This is a genomic window from Leisingera daeponensis (assembly GCF_019801465.1).
Classification (GTDB): Bacteria; Pseudomonadota; Alphaproteobacteria; order Rhodobacterales; family Rhodobacteraceae; genus Leisingera; species Leisingera daeponensis_A.
Genome location: NZ_JAHVJA010000002.1, coordinates 716,016 through 733,414, shown reverse-complemented (window position 1 = coordinate 733,414; position 17,399 = coordinate 716,016). Strand labels below are relative to the sequence as shown.

Below are 17,399 nucleotides of genomic sequence, written 5' to 3'. Positions count from 1 at the left end.
CCGCCGCCTGCCGCGCCCACAACCTGGCCGAGCCGGAAGGCCTCACCGCCTAAGCCGCGCCGCAGAACAGCAACGGTTAACTTTGACACTCCCGCCGGACCGCCTCCGGCGGGAGTATTTTTTGGAAAGATGAAATGAGGGGTGATTAAGCTGAGACGGGCACCATGGTGCCTTGCAGGAGGGCGACCAGCTTTTCCTTTTCGCCCGTCACCGCATGGACCTCTGCCGTGACGATCACCAGCCTGCGGCCCGGTTTGATGACCTTGCCGGTGGCACGCAAAACTTTTCCTGCGCCCGGGGCCAGCAGGTTGATCTTCATCTCCGCCGTCATCACTTCGCAGTCTTCCGGCATCATCGTGAGCGCCGCGTAACCCGCAGCTGTGTCGCCGATGGCAAAGCTGAGAGCGGCATGGGCCACATCGTGCTGCTGGCGGCTGCCGGGCAGGATCGGAGCGGTGATCACCACTTCACCCGGTGCAACACTTTCGATTTCAGCGCCCAGCGTTTGCATCATGCTTTGCTTGGCGAAACTGCTGCGTATGCGGTCGTCCATCACATCTATCCTTCTGCTGTTGCAGCCCAGCATAGAGAATGAGCGGCCATCAAGGACCTGTGACGCTGCGCCACTTAGCGGGGCATGGGAACCGGCAGTGCCTGCGGGCCGGTGAGGATCGCCAGCGCGTCCGGCGCCATCAGGAAGGTGAGAGCCGGGTCGGTGCTGCGCAGGCCGCCGGTATAAGTACCGAAGGCAGGCAGGATCAGGCGGCTTCGGTCCAGCAGGAAGCAGGGACGGGAGGTGCTTCGGATCCGCGCCTTGGGGTGGTAGTGGCCAGAAACCTCTGCGCTGGCGGCGGGATCGGCGATATGGCGGAAGCTGAGGGAGGCAAGATGCAGCTCTGCCATCTGTTCTCCGCCCAGATCGGCAGGCGCCGGATCGTGATTGCCGGCGATCCAGATCCAGCGGCGGTTCTGCGTCAGGGCGGCCAGCTGCGATTTCTCCCCATCCGGCAAAGCCCGCGAGGCGGCGTCATCGTCGAAACTGTCGCCGAGGCAAACCACCGTTTCCGGCTGCAGGATGGCTATCAGCTCAGCGAGGCGGACAAGCGTGTCCCGCGTCTCATAAGGCGGCAAGGCGCTGCCGCCACGCCGGATGTGGCGCTCGGATTTGCCCAAGTGCAGGTCGGAGACGCAGAGCAGGCGGCGCTCTTCCCACCAGAGCGTGCCGCTGCCAAGCGCGGTGAGGCGGGCGCCTGCGAGGGTGAAATCAAATCCGATCATGGCTTGGGTTTATCTGTCACAGCTGGGCTGGCAAGAGTTATTGCGGCAGCGTATCCAGCCCGGACTGCTGCATCAGCGCTGCGGCTTCCTGCTGCAGCAGCTTTTCCTCCGCCGCGCCCTTGACCGGGACCTTGCCAACCTCCAGCAGCAAAGGCGCCGCGAGGGGGGAGATCCGTTCCAGCCGCCTGAGCGTGATGCGGCCCCGGATCCGCGCCAGCATCTGCTCGATGCGGCCGAAGTCCACCAGCCCGCGCAGGGCCTCTTCGCGGGTGATGTCCATCAGCAGGTGGTCAGGATCGTATTTGCGCAGCGTGTCATAAAGGATGTCAGAGGAGAACGTTGCCTGCCGGCCGTTCTTGCGCGCACCGGGCGTGTTGCGTTCGATGAGGCCCGCGATGGTGGCAGCGCCGCGGAAGGCGCGTTTCATCACTGCATTGCCCGCCAGCCATCCCTCGAGCCCGTCGCGCAAGGCGCGCGGGTCGAACAGCGGGGCAGGGTCTGTGACCTCTTGCAGCCCCCAGATCAGGGTGGCGTAGTCGGTCGCGACAAAACCCAGGGGATCAAGCCCCAGCTCCTCCATCCGCTTAGTCAGCAGAAGACCCAGCGTCTGCTGCGCGTTGCGGCCGGCAAAGCCGTAGATGCAGATGTGCTCGCGGCTGTCGTGCGGGAAGCTTTCGATCAGCAGCCGCCCGGCGCGGGGAAGTTCGGAGACTTCCCGCTGCAGCTCCAGCCAATCCGCGGTGTGACGGGGCAGCGAGGGCCAGCTGTCCTGTCTGAACATAGCCAGAATGCGGGCGCTGAGCTGGGTGGAGGTCGCGAATTTGGTGCCGGAGAAAACGGCAACCTTAGGCTTGCGGCCGGGGTTGCGGGTGACTTCCACGGTCATTTCGCGCAGGCCCTCGTAACGCACGGTCCGGCCGCCGATCAGGAAGGTGTCGCCGGGAGTGAGGGTGGCGGCAAAGGCTTCCTCCACCTCGCCCAGCGGCTTGCCGCCGCGGCTGTGTTTCAGGCGGACCTTGATCAGGTCGGCGTCCTGGATAGTGCCGAGGTTCATGCGGATGCGGGCGGCGGCGCGCGGGTCGCGCAGCTGCCATTTGCCGTCCGGGCGCTGCAACAGGCGCTGCCACCGGTCGTAAGCCTTGAGCGCGTAACCGCCAGTGGCGCAGAAATCGAGGCAGGCATCGAATGCGGCGCGGGGGAGGGCGGCGTATGGACCGGCTTGGGTCACTTCGGCATAGAGCCCGTCAGCGTCAAAGGGGCCGGCGCAGGCCGCGACAAGGATGTGCTGGCAGAGCACGTCGCGCGGGCCGGGGCCGCGCGGCTCGCCATCCAGATCACCCTCGCGCACGGCCTCCAGCGCTGCGCGGCACTCGACCACCTCGAAGCGGTTGGCAGGGACCAGCAACGCCTTGGAAGGGGCATTGTAGCGGTGGTTGGCGCGGCCGATGCGCTGCACCAGCCGTTTCACGTTCCTGGGCGCGCCGATCTGGATCACCAGATCCACGTCGCCCCAGTCGATGCCGAGATCCAGCGAGCCGGTGCAGACGATGGCGCGCAGTTCGCCTCTGACCATCGCGGCCTCGACCCGCTCCCGCTGGACCCGGTCGAGCGAGCCGTGGTGGATGCCGATCGGCAACGAGTCTTCGTTGGCGAGCCAGAGGTTGTGAAAGAAGATCTCCGCCTGGGCGCGGGTGTTGTGGAAGATCAGCGTGGTCTTGTGGGCCTTGATCTGCGCCATCGCTGCCGGGATCGCATAGGCCGCGCCGCCGCCGGCCCAGGGCGGGGCTTCGGCGGTTTCCAGCATCCTTATGTCAGGGGCCGGGCCTGGGTCGGCCAGCACGATCTCGCAGGGGTCCGGGTGGCGGGCGAGATAGCTGGCGATGGCCTGCGGGTCGTCCACGGTGGCCGACAGGCCCACTCGGCGCAGATTAGGACAAAGCGTCTGCAGCCGCGCCAGCGCCAGCATCAGCTGATCGCCGCGCTTGCTTTCGGCGAGGGCGTGGATTTCATCCACCACCACCCGCTGCAGGCCTTTAAAGATGCGGGCTGCGTCCTCGTAGGAAGTGAGCAGGGCGAGGCTTTCGGGCGTGGTCAGGAGGATATGCGGCGGGTCGGCGCGCTGGCGTCTTTTGCGGGAGGCTGGCGTGTCGCCGGTGCGGTCGTCAATGCGGATGGGCAGGCCGATCTCCTCAACCGGGGTGCGCAGGTTGCGCTTGATGTCGGCTGCCAGCGCCTTGAGCGGGGAGATGTAGAGCGTGTGCAGGCCTTCGTGGCTGCCACCAGCCAGTTCCGCCAAGGTCGGGAGAAACCCGGCCATGGTCTTGCCGCCGCCAGTGGGGGCGATCAGCAGGGTGCAGGAATCCTGAGCCCGCGCCAGCATCGCCTGCTGGTGCGGGTGGATGGACCAGCCGCGGGCGGAGAACCAGTCCTGGAGTGCGGAAGGTAAACTGCTCATCCGTTCCATGTAGGGGATGACGCAAAACTTTCCTAAAAAGTTCTGCCCGAAGTTTTCAAAAAAACCTTTGGGCTGGAATCACTTCACGATGTGCTCGTCCTTGACGAACATGTTGGCCCAGGCGCGGTCGATCAATTCCGGAGACATCTGGTAGGGGATGCCCTCGAACTCGCAGATGGAGATCATCTGGTCGATCAGGAACACCGGCTGGTAGTTGGCGTAGATGTTGTTGATCGTCGGGTATTTCTTCTTGAGCAGGTGCACCAGTGCGGCCTCGTCCAGCGGCATGCCCTTCTTGCGGGCCACCATGGCAAAGATCTTGAGGAAGTTTTCCTGGTTCGGCCCGTCGATCTTGATCTTGAAGAAGATCCGGCGCAGCGCCGCCTGGTCGAAAATCTCATTCGGGTGGAAGTTGGTGGAAAAGATCACCAGCGTGTCGAAGGGGACCTCGAACTTCTCGCCGGATTGCAGCGCCAGGATGTCCTTGCTTTCCTCCAGCGGCACGATCCAGCGGTTGACCAGCGCCTGCGGCGGCTCTGCCTGGCGGCCAAGGTCGTCGACGATGAAAATGCCGCCGGTGGATTTCAGCTGCAGCGGCGCCTGATAGGTGCGTGCGGTCGGGTTGTAGACCAGGTCCAGCATGTTCAGCGACAGCTCGCCGCCGGTGATCACGGTGGGGCGCTCGCACATCACGTAGCGCTCGTCAAAGCGGCGGCGGCGGCGCAGGGCGTTGGGGTCCTCCTGCTCCTGCGCGACTTCGGTGTGCACGATCGGGTCGAAGACGGTGATCACCTGGCCGGAGTATTCGATGGCGCGGGGCACATAGACGTGATCCCCCAGCGCATCGCGGATGCCGTTGGAGATCGAGGATTTGCCGTTGCCCGGCGGGCCGTACATCAGGATCGAGCGGCCGGCGCTGACGGCAGGGCCGAGGTGATCCAGCAGGCTGTTGGGCAGCACCAGGTGCCCCATCGCGTTTGTCAGCTGTTCACGGGTCACCTGAATGTTTCGGATGGACTGCCGTTTGACCTGCTCGCGGTAAACCGCCAGCGGCACCGGCATGGCGCCGAAGTATTCGGACTGGCTGAGCGCGTCCAGGGCGCGGGCCTTGCCCGCGTCGGTGAGCTGGTAGCCCATCTCGTTGCCGCTGTTGGCATTCAGCGTGCCGGTCGCTTCCAGCAGCCGCTGCTCGCGGGCGATATCGACCAGTTCCTGGGTGACGGAGGAGGGCAGGCAGATGGCTTCGGCGATCTCGGTGACGTTTTCCACGTTCTTGCGGAAAATGGTCTTGAGCAGAATGTCCCGCATCATCACCAGCGGCAGCTGCATCTGTTCCAGCCCCTTGGGGGCGGGAGGGGCCACAACGGTGAGGTTCTGCATGTTCATGGCGGTGCCTGTCCCTGAAATCCACATTCGGCCCCGGTGTGCAGGGCGTTGGGAAACAGACTATTCAGGACTGTGGCAACAGCGGGGCAGAGCTGAAGCTTTTCCGCGAAACCGCCGGGAAATTCCGTTCAGCTTTCTGTTTTTTCCAGGTGCATAGGAGCAGGCGCCTCGCTTGATTGTCAGCTGCCGAAGTGTGCGGCAAAGCCCAGATAAAGCGCGAGCGTGGCTCCCAGGCACAGGCCCATCGGAAAGCTCTTGCCGGTTTCCCAGCTTTGCCACTGCGGGGCCAGTTGCCGCAGGCGGGTGTGCTTGGCGATCCTGTGGGCAGTGAAGCCGGCCAGCAGGGTGGCGGCAAAGACGACCATCAGAAGCCGCAGATCGCCAAGCGCGAAGAAGGGGGCCGCGGCGCCTGCAAACTTGGCGTCGCCGGCGCCGACAGCGCCAGCGGCGTAGAACAGGAAACCCAGGCCGACTCCAACCGGCAGGTGCAGCAAATGCCAGCCGTAATCTGCCCAGCTGGGCATGACCAGAGCTCCGACGATGACATAGATCACCGCTAGCAGGTCAACGGCCCAGTTGGGGATGCGCATGCCGCGCAGATCGGTCAGCGCCACCGTGTAGCACAGCGGCAGCACGAAGGGCAGGAACCACAGGGCAGCATGGGCCGGGAACTGCATGGCTCAGCCGTTTTCCAGCGCCGCCAGCGAGCGTGCGGCTTCTTCGAAGTGCTGTGGATGGGTGTCGATCGCTTCGCGCAGCAGGTTCTCGCCGGTCTTGACGTCGCCCTGTTTGATTGCTGACAGAGCCAGCGTATGCAGCAGCAGGGCCCGTTCAGTCTGTTCCAGCGGAATCACCGGCAGGGTGTAGTTGCGCTGCGCGCCGCGGGCCAGCACCAGGTTGTTCTTAGCGGTGAACAGGCGCTGGTCCTGGCGGATGGCTTCGCCGAACAGTCGCTCGGCGCCGGCGAAATCGCCGCGGGTCAGCTTGGAATAGCCCCAGTTGTTCATCACCTTGGCAGGCGTGGTGGTCAGCCCGACCGCGATTTCATAGAAGCTGTCGGCGCGTTTCCAGTCCCGGTTGGCATCGGCCACAACCGCTTCGAGCCGGTAGCGCTCATAGGTTTCATGGGTCGGCGGCACCCGGTCCAGCTCTGCCTTGGCGGCATCCCAGTCGCCGCTGCGCACCAGCGCGCCGGCCAGCTGCACATGGTCTTCGCTGGTGGCGCCTTTCATCGACACCACTTTCTTCCAGGCTGCGGTGCCTTCTGTGGTGCGCTTGGCGCGGATCAGCGAATGCGCCAGCCCGCGCTGCAGATCGATCCGGTCCGGGCTGGTCTTGATCGTCCGCTGGAAATGCGCCACAGCTTCGTTCGGATCGGCCACCGACATCATGACATCATTGAGATTGCTCTCGTCGATGACGTTCACCTCCTGAAAGGCCCGTTCCACGGTTTCATCGGCTTTGTCCGCGCAGGCCGACAGGACCAGCGCCCCTGCCAGAGAAGCGGATAGGAAAAACTGCTGGCGCATTTGGTGCGTCCTTTTTACTGCTCTGCCTCTGTTACGGTGCTTCGCGAATCAGGTAGCTGCCGCCGCCCTGCCGCACCAATTTGTAGTCTTCTTTTTGCGGCTCAGTATGCGCGGGATTTTCAAGTTTTGCGAGGGCCAGACGTAAATTATCGCGGATTGCGTCACTTTCGCCATTGTCGAGCGCATAGGCGCGCTGGAACACCTGCACGGCTTCAGCCGTTTTGCCGCGTTCCATCAGCGCGACGCCGAGGTTGTTCATCGGTTCCGGCCAGGCCGGATCGGCATCCACCGCCTGGCGCAGAAGGTCTTCGGCCTGTCCCAGCCGCCGGAGACCCAGCTTGGCGCTGCCCATGCCCGAGAGCACCTCAGCCGTCAGCCCGTGATCCAATGCGGCGCGGGTGAAGGCCTCCAGCGCCAGCTCATGCTCGCCTGCGGCCATTAGCCGGTGGCCGACAACCAGACCGTCCTCTGCCTGCTGGCGGTGGTTGTCGCCGGGCGCCCAGGGGCTGCCCTTCTCCTGTCTCAGCCCGCCCGGCGAACATGCCGCCGCCAGCGCGAAGGCGCTGGCGGCAACCGCTACCGTGAGCAGGCGGGCAGAGGCTGCCCGCGATGCCGTTTTCATTACTGGGGTCCCATATTGCCCATGTTCATGATGCCCTGCACCGAAGGACCAACTAGAATGATCAGCAGGGGCGGGACCGTCAGGCCCATTGTGGCAAGTGTCATCTTCACGGGCAACTTGTTTGCGGCCTCTTCCGCGCGCATGACGCGCTTGTCGCGCATTTCACCGGCATAAACCCGCAAGGCATCTGCGATCGAGGTGCCGAAACTGGCGGATTGGATCATCACGGTGACAAAGGAGGACACATCCTGCACACCGCATCGGGTGCCCAGGTCGCGCAGCACCTTGTCTTTTTCCTTGCCCGCTTTCATCTCATAGGCGACCACTTCGAACTCCGAGGCCAGTTCCGGGAAGGAGGCGTGCAGTTCCTTGGCAACCCGCACAATGGCCTGATCCAGTGACTGGCCGGCCTCAACGCAGACCAGCATCATGTCGAGCGCATCGGGAAAGCCTTCAGTGATCTTCTGCTGGCGCTCGCCGATGCGGCGGGTGATCCAGTATTTCGGCAGCATGTAACCCGCTGCGCCAGGAGCGATAATGCGCAGTGCCATCTGCTGGCCGTCGTAGTCGATATCTGCCTTCAGGACATAGACAAAGAACAGACCGCCCAGCAGCCCCAGAATGCCAAGAGCAAATTGCGCGAAATGGAACAGGCGCACAGAGTCCTTCGAATGATAACCCGCCTGGCGCAGCTTCAGCTCCATCGCCGACAGTTCGTCCGCGTTCTGCGGCTCCAGGAAGTTGGCGAATTTCTGCAATTGCTCATTGCGGCTGGATTGCCGCAGGCGCTCCTTCTGCGGTGTTTCGCGGGTTTCGGGCTTGATGTTCTTCTGCAGCTTCTTCAGCGGATCTTCCGGCTGGTTCAGCAGCAGCGGCACCGCCAGCAGGATCATGAACATGCCCGCAATTCCAAGCGCCAGGAGCGGCCCGAACTCGCCGAACTGAGATGTGAGGAAGCCGTCAATACCGGTCACAATATCCACGATCCGCTCCTTAAACTTTGATGTTTGTCAGCACGCGCATGACAATCAGGTTGGCCGTCAGCATCACGCCCACTGCAAAACAGGCGGGGATGAACCAGGGGTGATCAATCACCTCATCGTAATAGCCCGGATCCTTGACCAGGATGCCGATGAGGCACAGCAGCGGGAAGCCGGACAGGAATTTGCCGGACCATTGCGCCTCGGCGGTGATCGCCTTGACGCGGCGGAACAGGCGGAAGCGGGCGCGGATCACCTTGGCGAGGCCAGCCAGAACCTCGGCCAGGTTGCCGCCCGATTGCTGCTGAATGGTCACGGCAACCGCGAGGAAACGCATGTCCTGCATATCGAGCCGCTCGGCCATTTCCTTGAGCGCTTCGCCGACATCGCGGCCGTAGGCGCATTCGTCGGAAATGATGCCGAACTCGGTGGCAAGTGGATCCTCGACCTCGTTGGCGACGATCTGCACGGCAGAGGTGAAGGGGTGACCGACGCGCAGGCTGCGCACCATCAGTTCCACCGCATCGGGCAGCTGCTCCTCGATCAGCGCCATGCGCTTGGAGGCCTTCTTGTTCACCCAGAAAAACACCGCGCCGACGCCGATGATAACGGCGCCGAGAATTCGGACCGGCAGCGGTGCGCCTGTGCCTATGCTGAGACCGACAAAGGCGATCCCGGCGAGGCCGGCCATGATCAGGATGAGCTGCTTGGGGGAAAAGGCGATGGCCGCTTTCTGTGCCCGTTCAGACAGCAGCGAATAGAGCGGGATCGACTGCGACCTGGCATGCTGGCCCAGCTCCTTGCGCAGCTGCTCCAGCACCTGCTCGCGGTTGCTGCCCTTCTCCATCATCTCCAGCCGGCGGTTCACCTTGCTGTTGAGGCTGATCGATTTGCCAAAAGAGAACAGGTAGAGGCCTTCAACCAGCGCCAGCACGCCAAAGAATATCGCGCCGTAGATCAGCGGTTCTGAACTCAACTCCATCAGCGCTTCTCCATCACAGTGGGTTCATAGATCGAAGCCGGCAGGTCGTACCCCCAGAGGCGGAAGCGCTCTGAGAAGTGGCTGCGCACGCCGGTGGCGGTGAAATGGCCGATGATCTTGTTGTCCGGGGTCAGGCCGACGCGCTGGAATCGGAAGATTTCCTGCATTGAGATCACGTCGCCTTCCATGCCGGTGATTTCGGTGATCGAGGTCATCCGGCGCGAGCCGTCCTGCAGGCGCGAGGCCTGCACGATCAGGTTCACCGCCGATGCGATCTGGCTGCGCACAGCCTTGATCGGCATTTCGATGCCGGCCATCGCAATCATGTTCTCCAGCCGCGAGATGCCGTCGCGGGCAGAGTTGGCGTGGATCGTCGTCATCGAGCCGTCGTGGCCGGTGTTCATCGCCTGCAGCATGTCGATCACCTCCTCGCCGCGGGTCTCGCCCACGATGATGCGGTCGGGGCGCATCCGCAGCGCGTTTTTCAGGCAGTCGCGCGGCGATACTTCGCCCTTGCCCTCGACGTTCGGCGGGCGGCTTTCCATTCGGCCCACATGGGTCTGCTGCAGCTGAAGTTCCGCCGTATCCTCGATCGTCAGGATGCGTTCGGAGTTGTCGATGAAGGAAGACAGCGCGTTCAGCGTTGTGGTTTTACCGGAACCGGTGCCGCCGGAGACAATAACGTTCAGCCGGGTCGATACCGCGGCTTGCATATATGCAGCCATTTCCTCGGTGAAGGCGCCGAAATTCACAAGATCGTCGATACCCAGCTTGTCTTTTTTGAACTTCCGGATGGAGACCAGAGACCCGTCCACCGCAATCGGCGGCACCATCGCGTTGAAGCGGGAGCCGTCTGCAAGGCGGGCGTCCACATAAGGATTGGATTCATCGACGCGGCGCCCCACGGCAGAGACGATCTTGTCGATGATCCGCATCAGGTGCTTTTCATCCTTGAAGGCGATGTCGGAAAGCTCCAGCTTGCCGCTGCGCTCGACAAAGATCTGATGCGGGCCATTCACCAGGATATCGCTGACCGAGTCATCCTGCAGCAGCGCTTCCAGCGGTCCGAGGCCGGTGACCTCGTCGTAAAGCTCCTTGTTAAGCTGCTGCCGGTCCTCGCGGTTCAGAACGATGCTCTTTTCGGCCAGGATCTCTGTTGCGATAGTGGAGATCTCGGAGCGCAGTTCGGCTTCGCCGGCGCGTTCCAAAGCAGAAAGGTTCAGGTTCTCCAGAAGCTCCCGGTGCAGCTGAATCTTGATTTCGCTCAGCCGTTCCTTGCGTTTGCGCTCCTTGTCCATCGGCTGCGCTTCGGCAGCTTTGCGCTGGACAGGGCGCCGCAGACTGGCGGCTGGCTTGGCCGCGGCAGAAGGGGCCGCAACCGGTTCCGGCGCCGGTACTGCGGGCTTGGCGGCCTGTTTCTTGTACTTGGAAAACATCAACTCACCCTCAAGTTAGGCCGTTCAGGCGGCTTCTGCTTCGCTGCGGCCCAGTTCATGCAGCGAGGCTGCGAGCTTGGCGATTTCCTTGCGCAACGGGTTCTTCGCGGCAGAGACAGCCAGCGGCAGCCCGTGATCGCAGCTCTGCAGGATCTGCTTGCCGCCGTCAGGCAGCTGCAGATCGATCGAAATTCCCAGGGACTCGGCCATCCGCTTGACCCGGCTCTTGCCGGTCAGATCGGTGAACTTCGGTGCCCGGTTCAGCGCAAAGCGCAGCTTTTCGAGCGGCAGGTCTTCGGCCTGAAGCGCCCGCTTCAGCCGCAGTGCGTTCTGGGCCGAACGCATGTCCAGTTCGATCAAAGCGAAATAGACATGTGCCATGTTCAGGACCGTTTCGGACCATTGCACCAGCGTGTGCGGCATATCGATGACGACAAAGTCAAAATGGCTGCGCGCCAGCCCGACCACGCGCGCAATGTCTTCGGGTGACAAAAGATCCAGCGGCACCATTTCGGACGGCGCTGTCAGAACCTGCAGTTTTTCCTGGAACGGCAGAAGCGCCTGGCCGAACAGATCCTCGTCCATGCTCTCGGATTCGCTGAGCATTTCCATCACTGCTTCGCGGCGGGGCAGGTCAAGGTAGGTCGAGACCGAGCCGGCCTGCAGGTCCAGATCCAGCAGGCAGACGCTGGGCTCTTCGCGCTCGCTGAGCGCAGCAAGCTCCCAGGCGAGGTTCACGGCCATCGTGGTGGAACCGGTGCCGCCGGCCAGCCCGTGGCAGACGATAACCGCGCCTTCGCGCTGGCTGCCGGATTGCAGCTGGTGCGGGTTCTGCACCGTTGGCGGGGGCGGGGCCTGCAGCCGTTCAATGGCCGCTTGCAGTTCCTGCTCGGGCAGCGGGTAGGGGACAAACTCGTCGGCCCCCTGGCGCAGCAGCGTGTGCAGCGCGGCGGGCGTCACGTCCTCGGCAATCAGGATCACCTTGATGCCGCGCGATTTTGCCTGGCTGATGATCTCTCCCATCAGCGGCAGGTCACCTTCGTCGGCACTGTCGATGGCCAGGGCGATGAATTGCAGCGGTTCCGCCTCAGCCTGACCGAAGAAGGCCAGGGCTTCTGTGAAGCCCAGATCGCCCCAGGCTTCGCCAAGGGCGGCTTCCATGTCTTCGATCAGGAGGTCGAAATTCTGCACGTCGCGGCTGACCGTGCAGGCAACAATCGCAGGTGTCTCTGTTTGCGGCATACCGCTGCTCATCGCCATCATCCTTGTTCACTTGGGCAGACCGGGCTTCGGGCACAGTCCGCCTCTTGGAAACAATGTCGGCGGCAATCTAGGCGATATTGGGGCCAAAAATCCCCAAATATGGGGAATTGTTACTACTTCGTAACCGCTGTAAGGCGCAAACCGCTTACTGCAGAGAACGTGAAAGCGACTTCTCTGCGGACAGGGTCGTCTCTGGCACGGCGCTTTCCAGATACTCGCGGTAGATGATCTGGGCGTATTTGCCGTCCAGCACCGAGGGGTGGCGCTTCAGGAAGCCGCTCACCTCGGTCACCGTCCGGCGGTTGCGGCGTTCACGCTCGGGTGTCGGAATCAGCGGCTGAGTCTCGCCGTGCGAGATCACCGCCTCCAGACGGCTGCGGCTGATGCCGCGTGAAACCAGGTAATTCACCGCGGCCCGGGCCCGGCGCAGGCCAAGCGCGCGGTTGTAGGCGTTGCTGCCCACCGCATCGGTGTGGCCGAAGACGCGGAAACGCACCTCGGGGAACTGCTTGATCCAATGCGCCTGGCGGTCCAGCACCGAGCGGGCGGTCTGGTCCAGGCGGGCACTGTCGAAATCAAAGTTGATGGTGTTGGGCACTTCCTTGGCGAACCGGCTGGCCAGCTGGATCGCGTAGTTGCGCTCGCCGCTCATCACCGCGGCGTTGTTGAGAGTGGCTTCGCCGAAGGTTGCCTTGCGGTTCAGTTCCCGTCCGGCTTCCCGCTCGCAGGCGGCGGCAGTCAGGAGGAGGCCGAGAATTGCAGCGGTTCTGATCATCTGTGCCACTCCCTATCAGTCCAGCACGTAGCCGTAAGAGCCGTTGAAATCCTGCTTGGCCACTTCGGCAGCAGGGCCGTTTTTGGTGCGGGCGGTGCGCCCGAACAGGAACAGGTCCTTTTCGCTGGGCGGCGCGACCCGGTCGGTCGGCAGCGTCAGCGCCTCGCCGCGGGTCGGGGTGACCAGATGGGCGCTGATGATGATGACCAGCTCGGTCTGTTCGCGCTGGTAGTCGGCGCTACGGAACAGCGCGCCCAGGACCGGCACGTCGCCCAGCCAGGGCAGTTGAGAGGAATTGTCGAGGAACTCGTCGCGGATCAACCCCGCAATGGCAAAGCTTTCGCCGTCGCGCATTTCAACCGTGGTCGAGGTTTCGCGGCGGGAGAAGGCGTCGATGGTGAGGCCGCTGAGTTCCAGCGAGTTCGTCGGATCGATCGCGGAGACAGCCGCGTTCAGTTCCAGATTGATCAGGTCACCGTCGACCACCCGGGGGATGAAGTTCAGCTCAATCCCGAAGGGCTTGAATTCAATGGTGATAACGCCGTTTTCCTGGGCAACGGGAACCGGATATTCTCCGCCGGCCAGGAACTTGGCTTCTTGTCCGGACAGGGCAGAGAGGTTGGGTTCGGCCAGGGTGCGGACAACGCCTTTCTGCTCCAGGGCTTCCAGCAGCAGGCTGACCTGCACGGAGCCAGCATTGAAGCCGAACAGGAAGGCGCCGGTGTTTTCGTTGGCGGCGGGAATGTTGCCGGCCAGCGAGTTGGCCAGGGCGCCAGAAGTGTTCAGCGTGTTGACGCCGCCGGTGCGGCCATTGCCGGTGCCGCCGTTGAAGCCCAGAGAGGCGCTGAGCGATTTGGAGACAGAGCGCTGCATTTCGGCAAAGCGGACCTTGAGCATCACCTGCTGCACGCCGCCGACCGACATCAGGTTGCTGACCCGCTCCGGCGCATAGCGCTCTGCCAGGTCCAGTGCCCGCTGCAGGCGGGCCGAGCTGGATACCGTGCCGGACAGCACGATGCCGTCATTCGCGGTCCGCACCTCGATTTTTTCGTTCGGCAGGATCTGGCGCAGGCGCTGCTTGAATTCAGTGACATCCGCGGCGACCCGCACATCCACGTTGGTGATCAGCCGGCCGGAGCCGTCCAGCAGCGTCAGCGTGGTCAGGCCGGGCGATTTGCCCAGCACATAGATGGTGCGGTCGGAGAGGGAGGAAATGTCAGCAATGCTGGGGTTGGCGATGCTGAGCTCCGCAAAGGGGGTTTCGCTTTCCACCACCACGGCGCGGTTCATCGGCACGTCAAGCGTTGCTGCCGTGCCCTTTTTCACCACCCGCAAAGATTGCGCCGATGCCCCATCTGCATTCGGTATGCCAATTAGCGAAAGCCCCATCAGGGCCGCCGCCACGAACCGTCGAATTGCCATGTGACCTGCCTTTCCGATCACGCCTCAAAATCCGGGTCTTTTCGCCCGCTGTTTCCCGCACTGTGGTGCAGTTCCCGAATTATTGCAAGAATCAATGGTTTCGCGGCCTTTCCTAAGCAGCAGGCGATGTGGGGCCTTGGCAACAGGCAATTCAGCCGCCCTTCGCAGGGGAAGGGCGGCTGGGCCTGATAACGCTTTGTGCAAGAATGAGAATTCTAGTTTGTGCAGGGGATCGGGATTTCCAGAACTTCTGCACCGCGGCGGGTGCGGATGGTGCAGACTTTTTCCCGCTCCACCTCCGGTTGGGCTTCGATCGCACCAAGGCCCAGGAGCTTGCGCTGATCGACTTCGATGACCGAGGCCACCGTGTCATCACCTGCGCCCACCAGTGCCAGGGTCAGCTTGCCGGTGCTCTGTGCCTGGGCCAGAGCCGCAACCTGTTCCGGCCGGGCGGCCACTGTGACCGTGCGGGCGATGATTGCGCCGCTGATGTCATTATTTGCTTTCTGGTCGACTGCAATCAGCTCGACGTTGGTTTCGATCAGCCGGGTGAATTCGCCCTCCGTGGCGCCGGCCTGACGCACCTGGCCGGTCCAGTAGATGTCGACCCTGTCACCTGGGCGGAGGAAGCCCGAGACGCCGGAGGAGACATCCACCCGGATTGCAAAGGCACGCATGCCGCGTTCAAGCCGCGAGGTGATGCCGGCGTCCTCACCCGGAAGCGTGACCTTGCTGGCCATGATCGCCTCATTCTTTTCCATCGTCCGCAGAATGACGCGGGGGGTCTCGTCGGCGCCCGGCGGGAACAGCGCTTCCATTGTGGTGAACACGCCTTCGGGCAGGCTTTCCTGAGGCCAGCGGACCAGACGGACGTTTTCCTTGGTCAGCCGATGGCCGTATTTCAAAGTGTCCGTCGCAACGAAAATGTCGACGGTGGGAACCGCTTCCACACGGGATGCGCGTTCCTGAGCCAGAGCCTGCTGGTATGAGCTGATATATTTTTTCGCCATCATCACAGCGCCGCCGGCCAAAGCGACGCCCAGGATGAGAACAAGTCCGAATACTGTACGCATGACGCTCCTTCGGTCAAATGCCCAGCCGGGGTGCTGAACAATGACTCTGCTTAGGTTCCGGTCATCATGTTTTGCGGCTGAAAGTCCGCAGCCGCCTGGCGCGGCAGAAACCATGAGGAAAGCCGCCCGCTGGAGGGCAGGCGGCTTCCAAAGCTTTGTTCGACGTCAGCCGAAGCTTAGGACGGGTTGGTGCCCAGGCTGTAGGTGGTCGGCACGGAGTTGGTCAGGGCGGTGCCGGTTGCGTCTGCAACGCTGTCCACGCCGCTTGCAACGCTGGTGTAGGCAACGCCGGCCAGAGCGGCGACAGCTGCGGTCAGCACAACCCAGTCAACAGTCACGGCGCCGTCTTCGTCTTTGCGGAAGTTTTTGATGAACTTGATCATGGTATGGTCCCTCCAAAGGATCTCTGAATTTGCTACATCCCGCCGTCGCTCTGGAACCTGCTCTCTCACCAGCTTTGGTTCCTGTCCGGCTTGGATGAATACATATAGCCAGTGCAGCGTGGCAGGATTTGGGCTGAAAGCCGGAAATTGTTGCCCAAATTTAACTTTTCAAAAAGAATTGCCGTAACGCACTGTTTTTGCCGGGTTAAAAAAACATTACCAGCCGGCGTCCCGTGGTATTTCCGCGCCAGTCGGGGGCAAATATGGCGAATACGCCAGATTCTGAGGCGGAAAGGCTGGCTTTTGCGCTCCGGGTTTCCGAGTCTTTTGGCAAAAGAAACCTAAGGCAGGCAGAGCAATGTCCGTGCGTAAAGCGGTTTTGGCAGCGGTACTGTGCGCCTTGCCCCAGGCTGTGCCGGGGCAAGAGGCGCCGGAGCCCTTTCCTGAGTTCGAGGCAAAGCGTGTCAAACCGCCGGCTCCGGGGGCGGGCAAGCGCATCACCGTGCAGATTGAGCCTGAACCCGAGGCCAAGATTGCCGCACCTGCCGTGCCAGTGGCTGGAGAGGCGGCCGCCGTCCCTGCCGCCGGGCGGTACGGCTGGTTCTGGGACAAGGTGGCGCCGGGGCTGGAAGGCGCTGGGCCGGGACGGCTGGATGACGCCATGCAGGCCTTGAACGGTGCCAAGGGGCTGGCGGCGCCGCGGCTGCAGCTGATGCAGGACATCGTTCAGGCGCGCGGCGTGCAGATTTTGACCGAAAGCGTTGGCACCGAGGTGTCGCCGGCGCTGGTCCTGGCGGTGATCGCCGTCGAATCCGCAGGCAAATCCGATGCGGTCAGTTCCGCAGGCGCGCAGGGCTTGATGCAACTGATGCCTGACACGGCCGCGCGTTTCGGAGTCAGCGACGCCCTGGAGGCCAAGCAGAACATCTCGGGCGGAATCCGGTATCTTGACTGGCTGATGAAAGAATTCGGCGGCGACCCGATGCTGGTGCTGGCCGGTTACAACGCGGGCGAGGGGGCGGTGCGTGCGCACAAGGGGGTGCCGCCCTACGCTGAGACGCGCGATTATGTGCCCAAGGTGCTGGCCGCGTACCAAGTGGCGCGGGGCCTGTGCCTGACGCCGCCGCTGTTCCTGTCCGACGGCTGTGTATTCCGGATGCAGAACTAGGCGTGCAGCTCCCTAAATCGGGCTGACGCTGCGTTTTCTCGGAAAGTTTATGCTTCCCTTGGCGGCGGGCCTTGCTGCTGCCCGGGATGACTGATTTCTGTCCGGTATTTTCAGGTTCTCAATTCATTGGAGACATATTTTGGATTTAGGTATTGATCCGTCGGCGGTGGCCGCGGGTTCTGAAGAGCTGACCAGCACTCTTGTTCTGATTGGGACAATCGCGTTTGCCGGCTTTTTTGGCAGAATGGTCTTTGTTGCCTTTGGCCCCAGCATTGCAAAGTCCAACCCTTTCCGGAACTTCTCAGGCAGCGGGTTCATTCTGCTGGCTGCTGCATTGTTTGCCGGCGGGCTTTACGCCTCCGGCAAGATGACCAAGGCCTCAGTGCTGTTTAAACGGCACCTGGTGGATCCGGTCATCGTAACCTGGCTCGGCCGTGACAGCTGCGATCCGGCTCAGGGCAGCTATTGCGTGGTGGTTTTTGAAGACGGCGAGGAGAAGATCGTCAACTGGTACAACAAGCGTGTCTATATGTATGAAATCGTCAACCCGCCGGCAGGGGCGGTCTGGCACACGCTGCGGCCGCGCCACCGTCCTGGCTTGAATGCTGGGGTGTGAGCCCGAAAAGAAACGGCCCGCCAGTCACTGG

Annotated in this window: 17 protein-coding genes; 2 read left to right on the top strand and 15 right to left on the bottom strand. The window is 62.7% G+C overall.

Going from position 1 to position 17,399, the window contains the following annotated elements; genetic code table 11:
• Positions 1-145: 145 nt before the first annotated feature.
• From KUV26_RS08280 to KUV26_RS08210, 15 genes are all read right to left on the bottom strand, one after another.
• The gene (locus KUV26_RS08280) at positions 146-553 is read right to left on the bottom strand and encodes a PaaI family thioesterase (protein ID WP_222504117.1); all 408 of its coding nucleotides are present in this window, start codon (positions 551-553) and stop codon (positions 146-148) included.
• 74 nt (positions 554-627) lie between these two features.
• Positions 628-1,278, bottom strand: coding sequence for a ligase-associated DNA damage response endonuclease PdeM (gene pdeM / locus KUV26_RS08275; protein ID WP_222507992.1), 651 nt, complete (start codon positions 1,276-1,278; stop codon positions 628-630).
• Between the two features lie 37 nt (positions 1,279-1,315).
• Positions 1,316-3,733, bottom strand: coding sequence for a ligase-associated DNA damage response DEXH box helicase (locus KUV26_RS08270; RefSeq protein WP_222507991.1), 2,418 nt, complete (start codon positions 3,731-3,733; stop codon positions 1,316-1,318).
• Between the two features lie 78 nt (positions 3,734-3,811).
• Positions 3,812-5,119, bottom strand: coding sequence for an ATPase (locus KUV26_RS08265; RefSeq protein ID WP_222504114.1), 1,308 nt, complete (start codon positions 5,117-5,119; stop codon positions 3,812-3,814).
• Between the two features lie 179 nt (positions 5,120-5,298).
• A complete protein-coding gene (locus KUV26_RS08260) occupies positions 5,299-5,796 on the bottom strand; it encodes a prepilin peptidase (protein WP_222507990.1) in 498 nt (165 codons plus the stop codon).
• Positions 5,797-5,799: 3 nt separating this feature from the next.
• Positions 5,800-6,648, bottom strand: a complete 849-nt coding sequence (locus KUV26_RS08255) for a tetratricopeptide repeat protein (RefSeq protein ID WP_222504112.1) — start codon at positions 6,646-6,648, stop codon at positions 5,800-5,802.
• Between the two features lie 31 nt (positions 6,649-6,679).
• Complete coding sequence (locus KUV26_RS08250) at positions 6,680-7,270, bottom strand: tetratricopeptide repeat protein (protein ID WP_222504111.1); 591 nt, start codon at positions 7,268-7,270, stop codon at positions 6,680-6,682.
• Positions 7,270-8,253, bottom strand: coding sequence for a type II secretion system F family protein (locus KUV26_RS08245; protein ID WP_222504110.1), 984 nt, complete (start codon positions 8,251-8,253; stop codon positions 7,270-7,272). The genes KUV26_RS08250 and KUV26_RS08245 overlap by 1 nt, the downstream gene beginning before the upstream one ends.
• Positions 8,254-8,263: 10 nt before the next feature.
• Positions 8,264-9,232: a type II secretion system F family protein gene (locus KUV26_RS08240; RefSeq protein WP_222507989.1), complete on the bottom strand. Its 969-nt coding sequence runs from the start codon at positions 9,230-9,232 to the stop codon at positions 8,264-8,266.
• Positions 9,232-10,668: a CpaF family protein gene (locus KUV26_RS08235; protein WP_222507988.1), complete on the bottom strand. Its 1,437-nt coding sequence runs from the start codon at positions 10,666-10,668 to the stop codon at positions 9,232-9,234. Before KUV26_RS08235 ends, KUV26_RS08240 begins: the two co-directional genes overlap by 1 nt.
• A gap of 24 nt (positions 10,669-10,692) precedes the next feature.
• A complete protein-coding gene (locus tag KUV26_RS08230) occupies positions 10,693-11,922 on the bottom strand; it encodes a CpaE family protein (RefSeq protein WP_222507987.1) in 1,230 nt (409 codons plus the stop codon).
• A gap of 154 nt (positions 11,923-12,076) precedes the next feature.
• Positions 12,077-12,706: an OmpA family protein gene (locus KUV26_RS08225; RefSeq protein ID WP_222507986.1), complete on the bottom strand. Its 630-nt coding sequence runs from the start codon at positions 12,704-12,706 to the stop codon at positions 12,077-12,079.
• A gap of 15 nt (positions 12,707-12,721) precedes the next feature.
• Positions 12,722-14,128 carry a type II and III secretion system protein family protein gene (locus KUV26_RS08220; RefSeq protein ID WP_222504105.1) on the bottom strand — a complete coding sequence of 469 codons (1,407 nt, stop codon included), beginning with the start codon at positions 14,126-14,128 and terminating at the stop codon, positions 12,722-12,724.
• 215 nt (positions 14,129-14,343) lie between these two features.
• Positions 14,344-15,201 carry a Flp pilus assembly protein CpaB gene (gene cpaB / locus KUV26_RS08215; protein ID WP_222504104.1) on the bottom strand — a complete coding sequence of 286 codons (858 nt, stop codon included), beginning with the start codon at positions 15,199-15,201 and terminating at the stop codon, positions 14,344-14,346.
• A gap of 176 nt (positions 15,202-15,377) precedes the next feature.
• Complete coding sequence (locus tag KUV26_RS08210) at positions 15,378-15,584, bottom strand: hypothetical protein (RefSeq protein ID WP_222504103.1); 207 nt, start codon at positions 15,582-15,584, stop codon at positions 15,378-15,380.
• 358 nt (positions 15,585-15,942) lie between these two features.
• On the opposite strand from KUV26_RS08210, the gene KUV26_RS08205 reads away from it, so the two are divergent.
• On the top strand, positions 15,943-16,752 hold the full coding sequence (locus KUV26_RS08205; RefSeq protein WP_222507985.1) for a lytic transglycosylase domain-containing protein: 810 nt from the start codon (positions 15,943-15,945) through the stop codon (positions 16,750-16,752).
• 244 nt (positions 16,753-16,996) lie between these two features.
• Positions 16,997-17,368: a hypothetical protein gene (locus tag KUV26_RS08200; RefSeq protein WP_261399778.1), complete on the top strand. Its 372-nt coding sequence runs from the start codon at positions 16,997-16,999 to the stop codon at positions 17,366-17,368.
• The last annotated feature ends 31 nt before the right edge of the window (positions 17,369-17,399 follow it).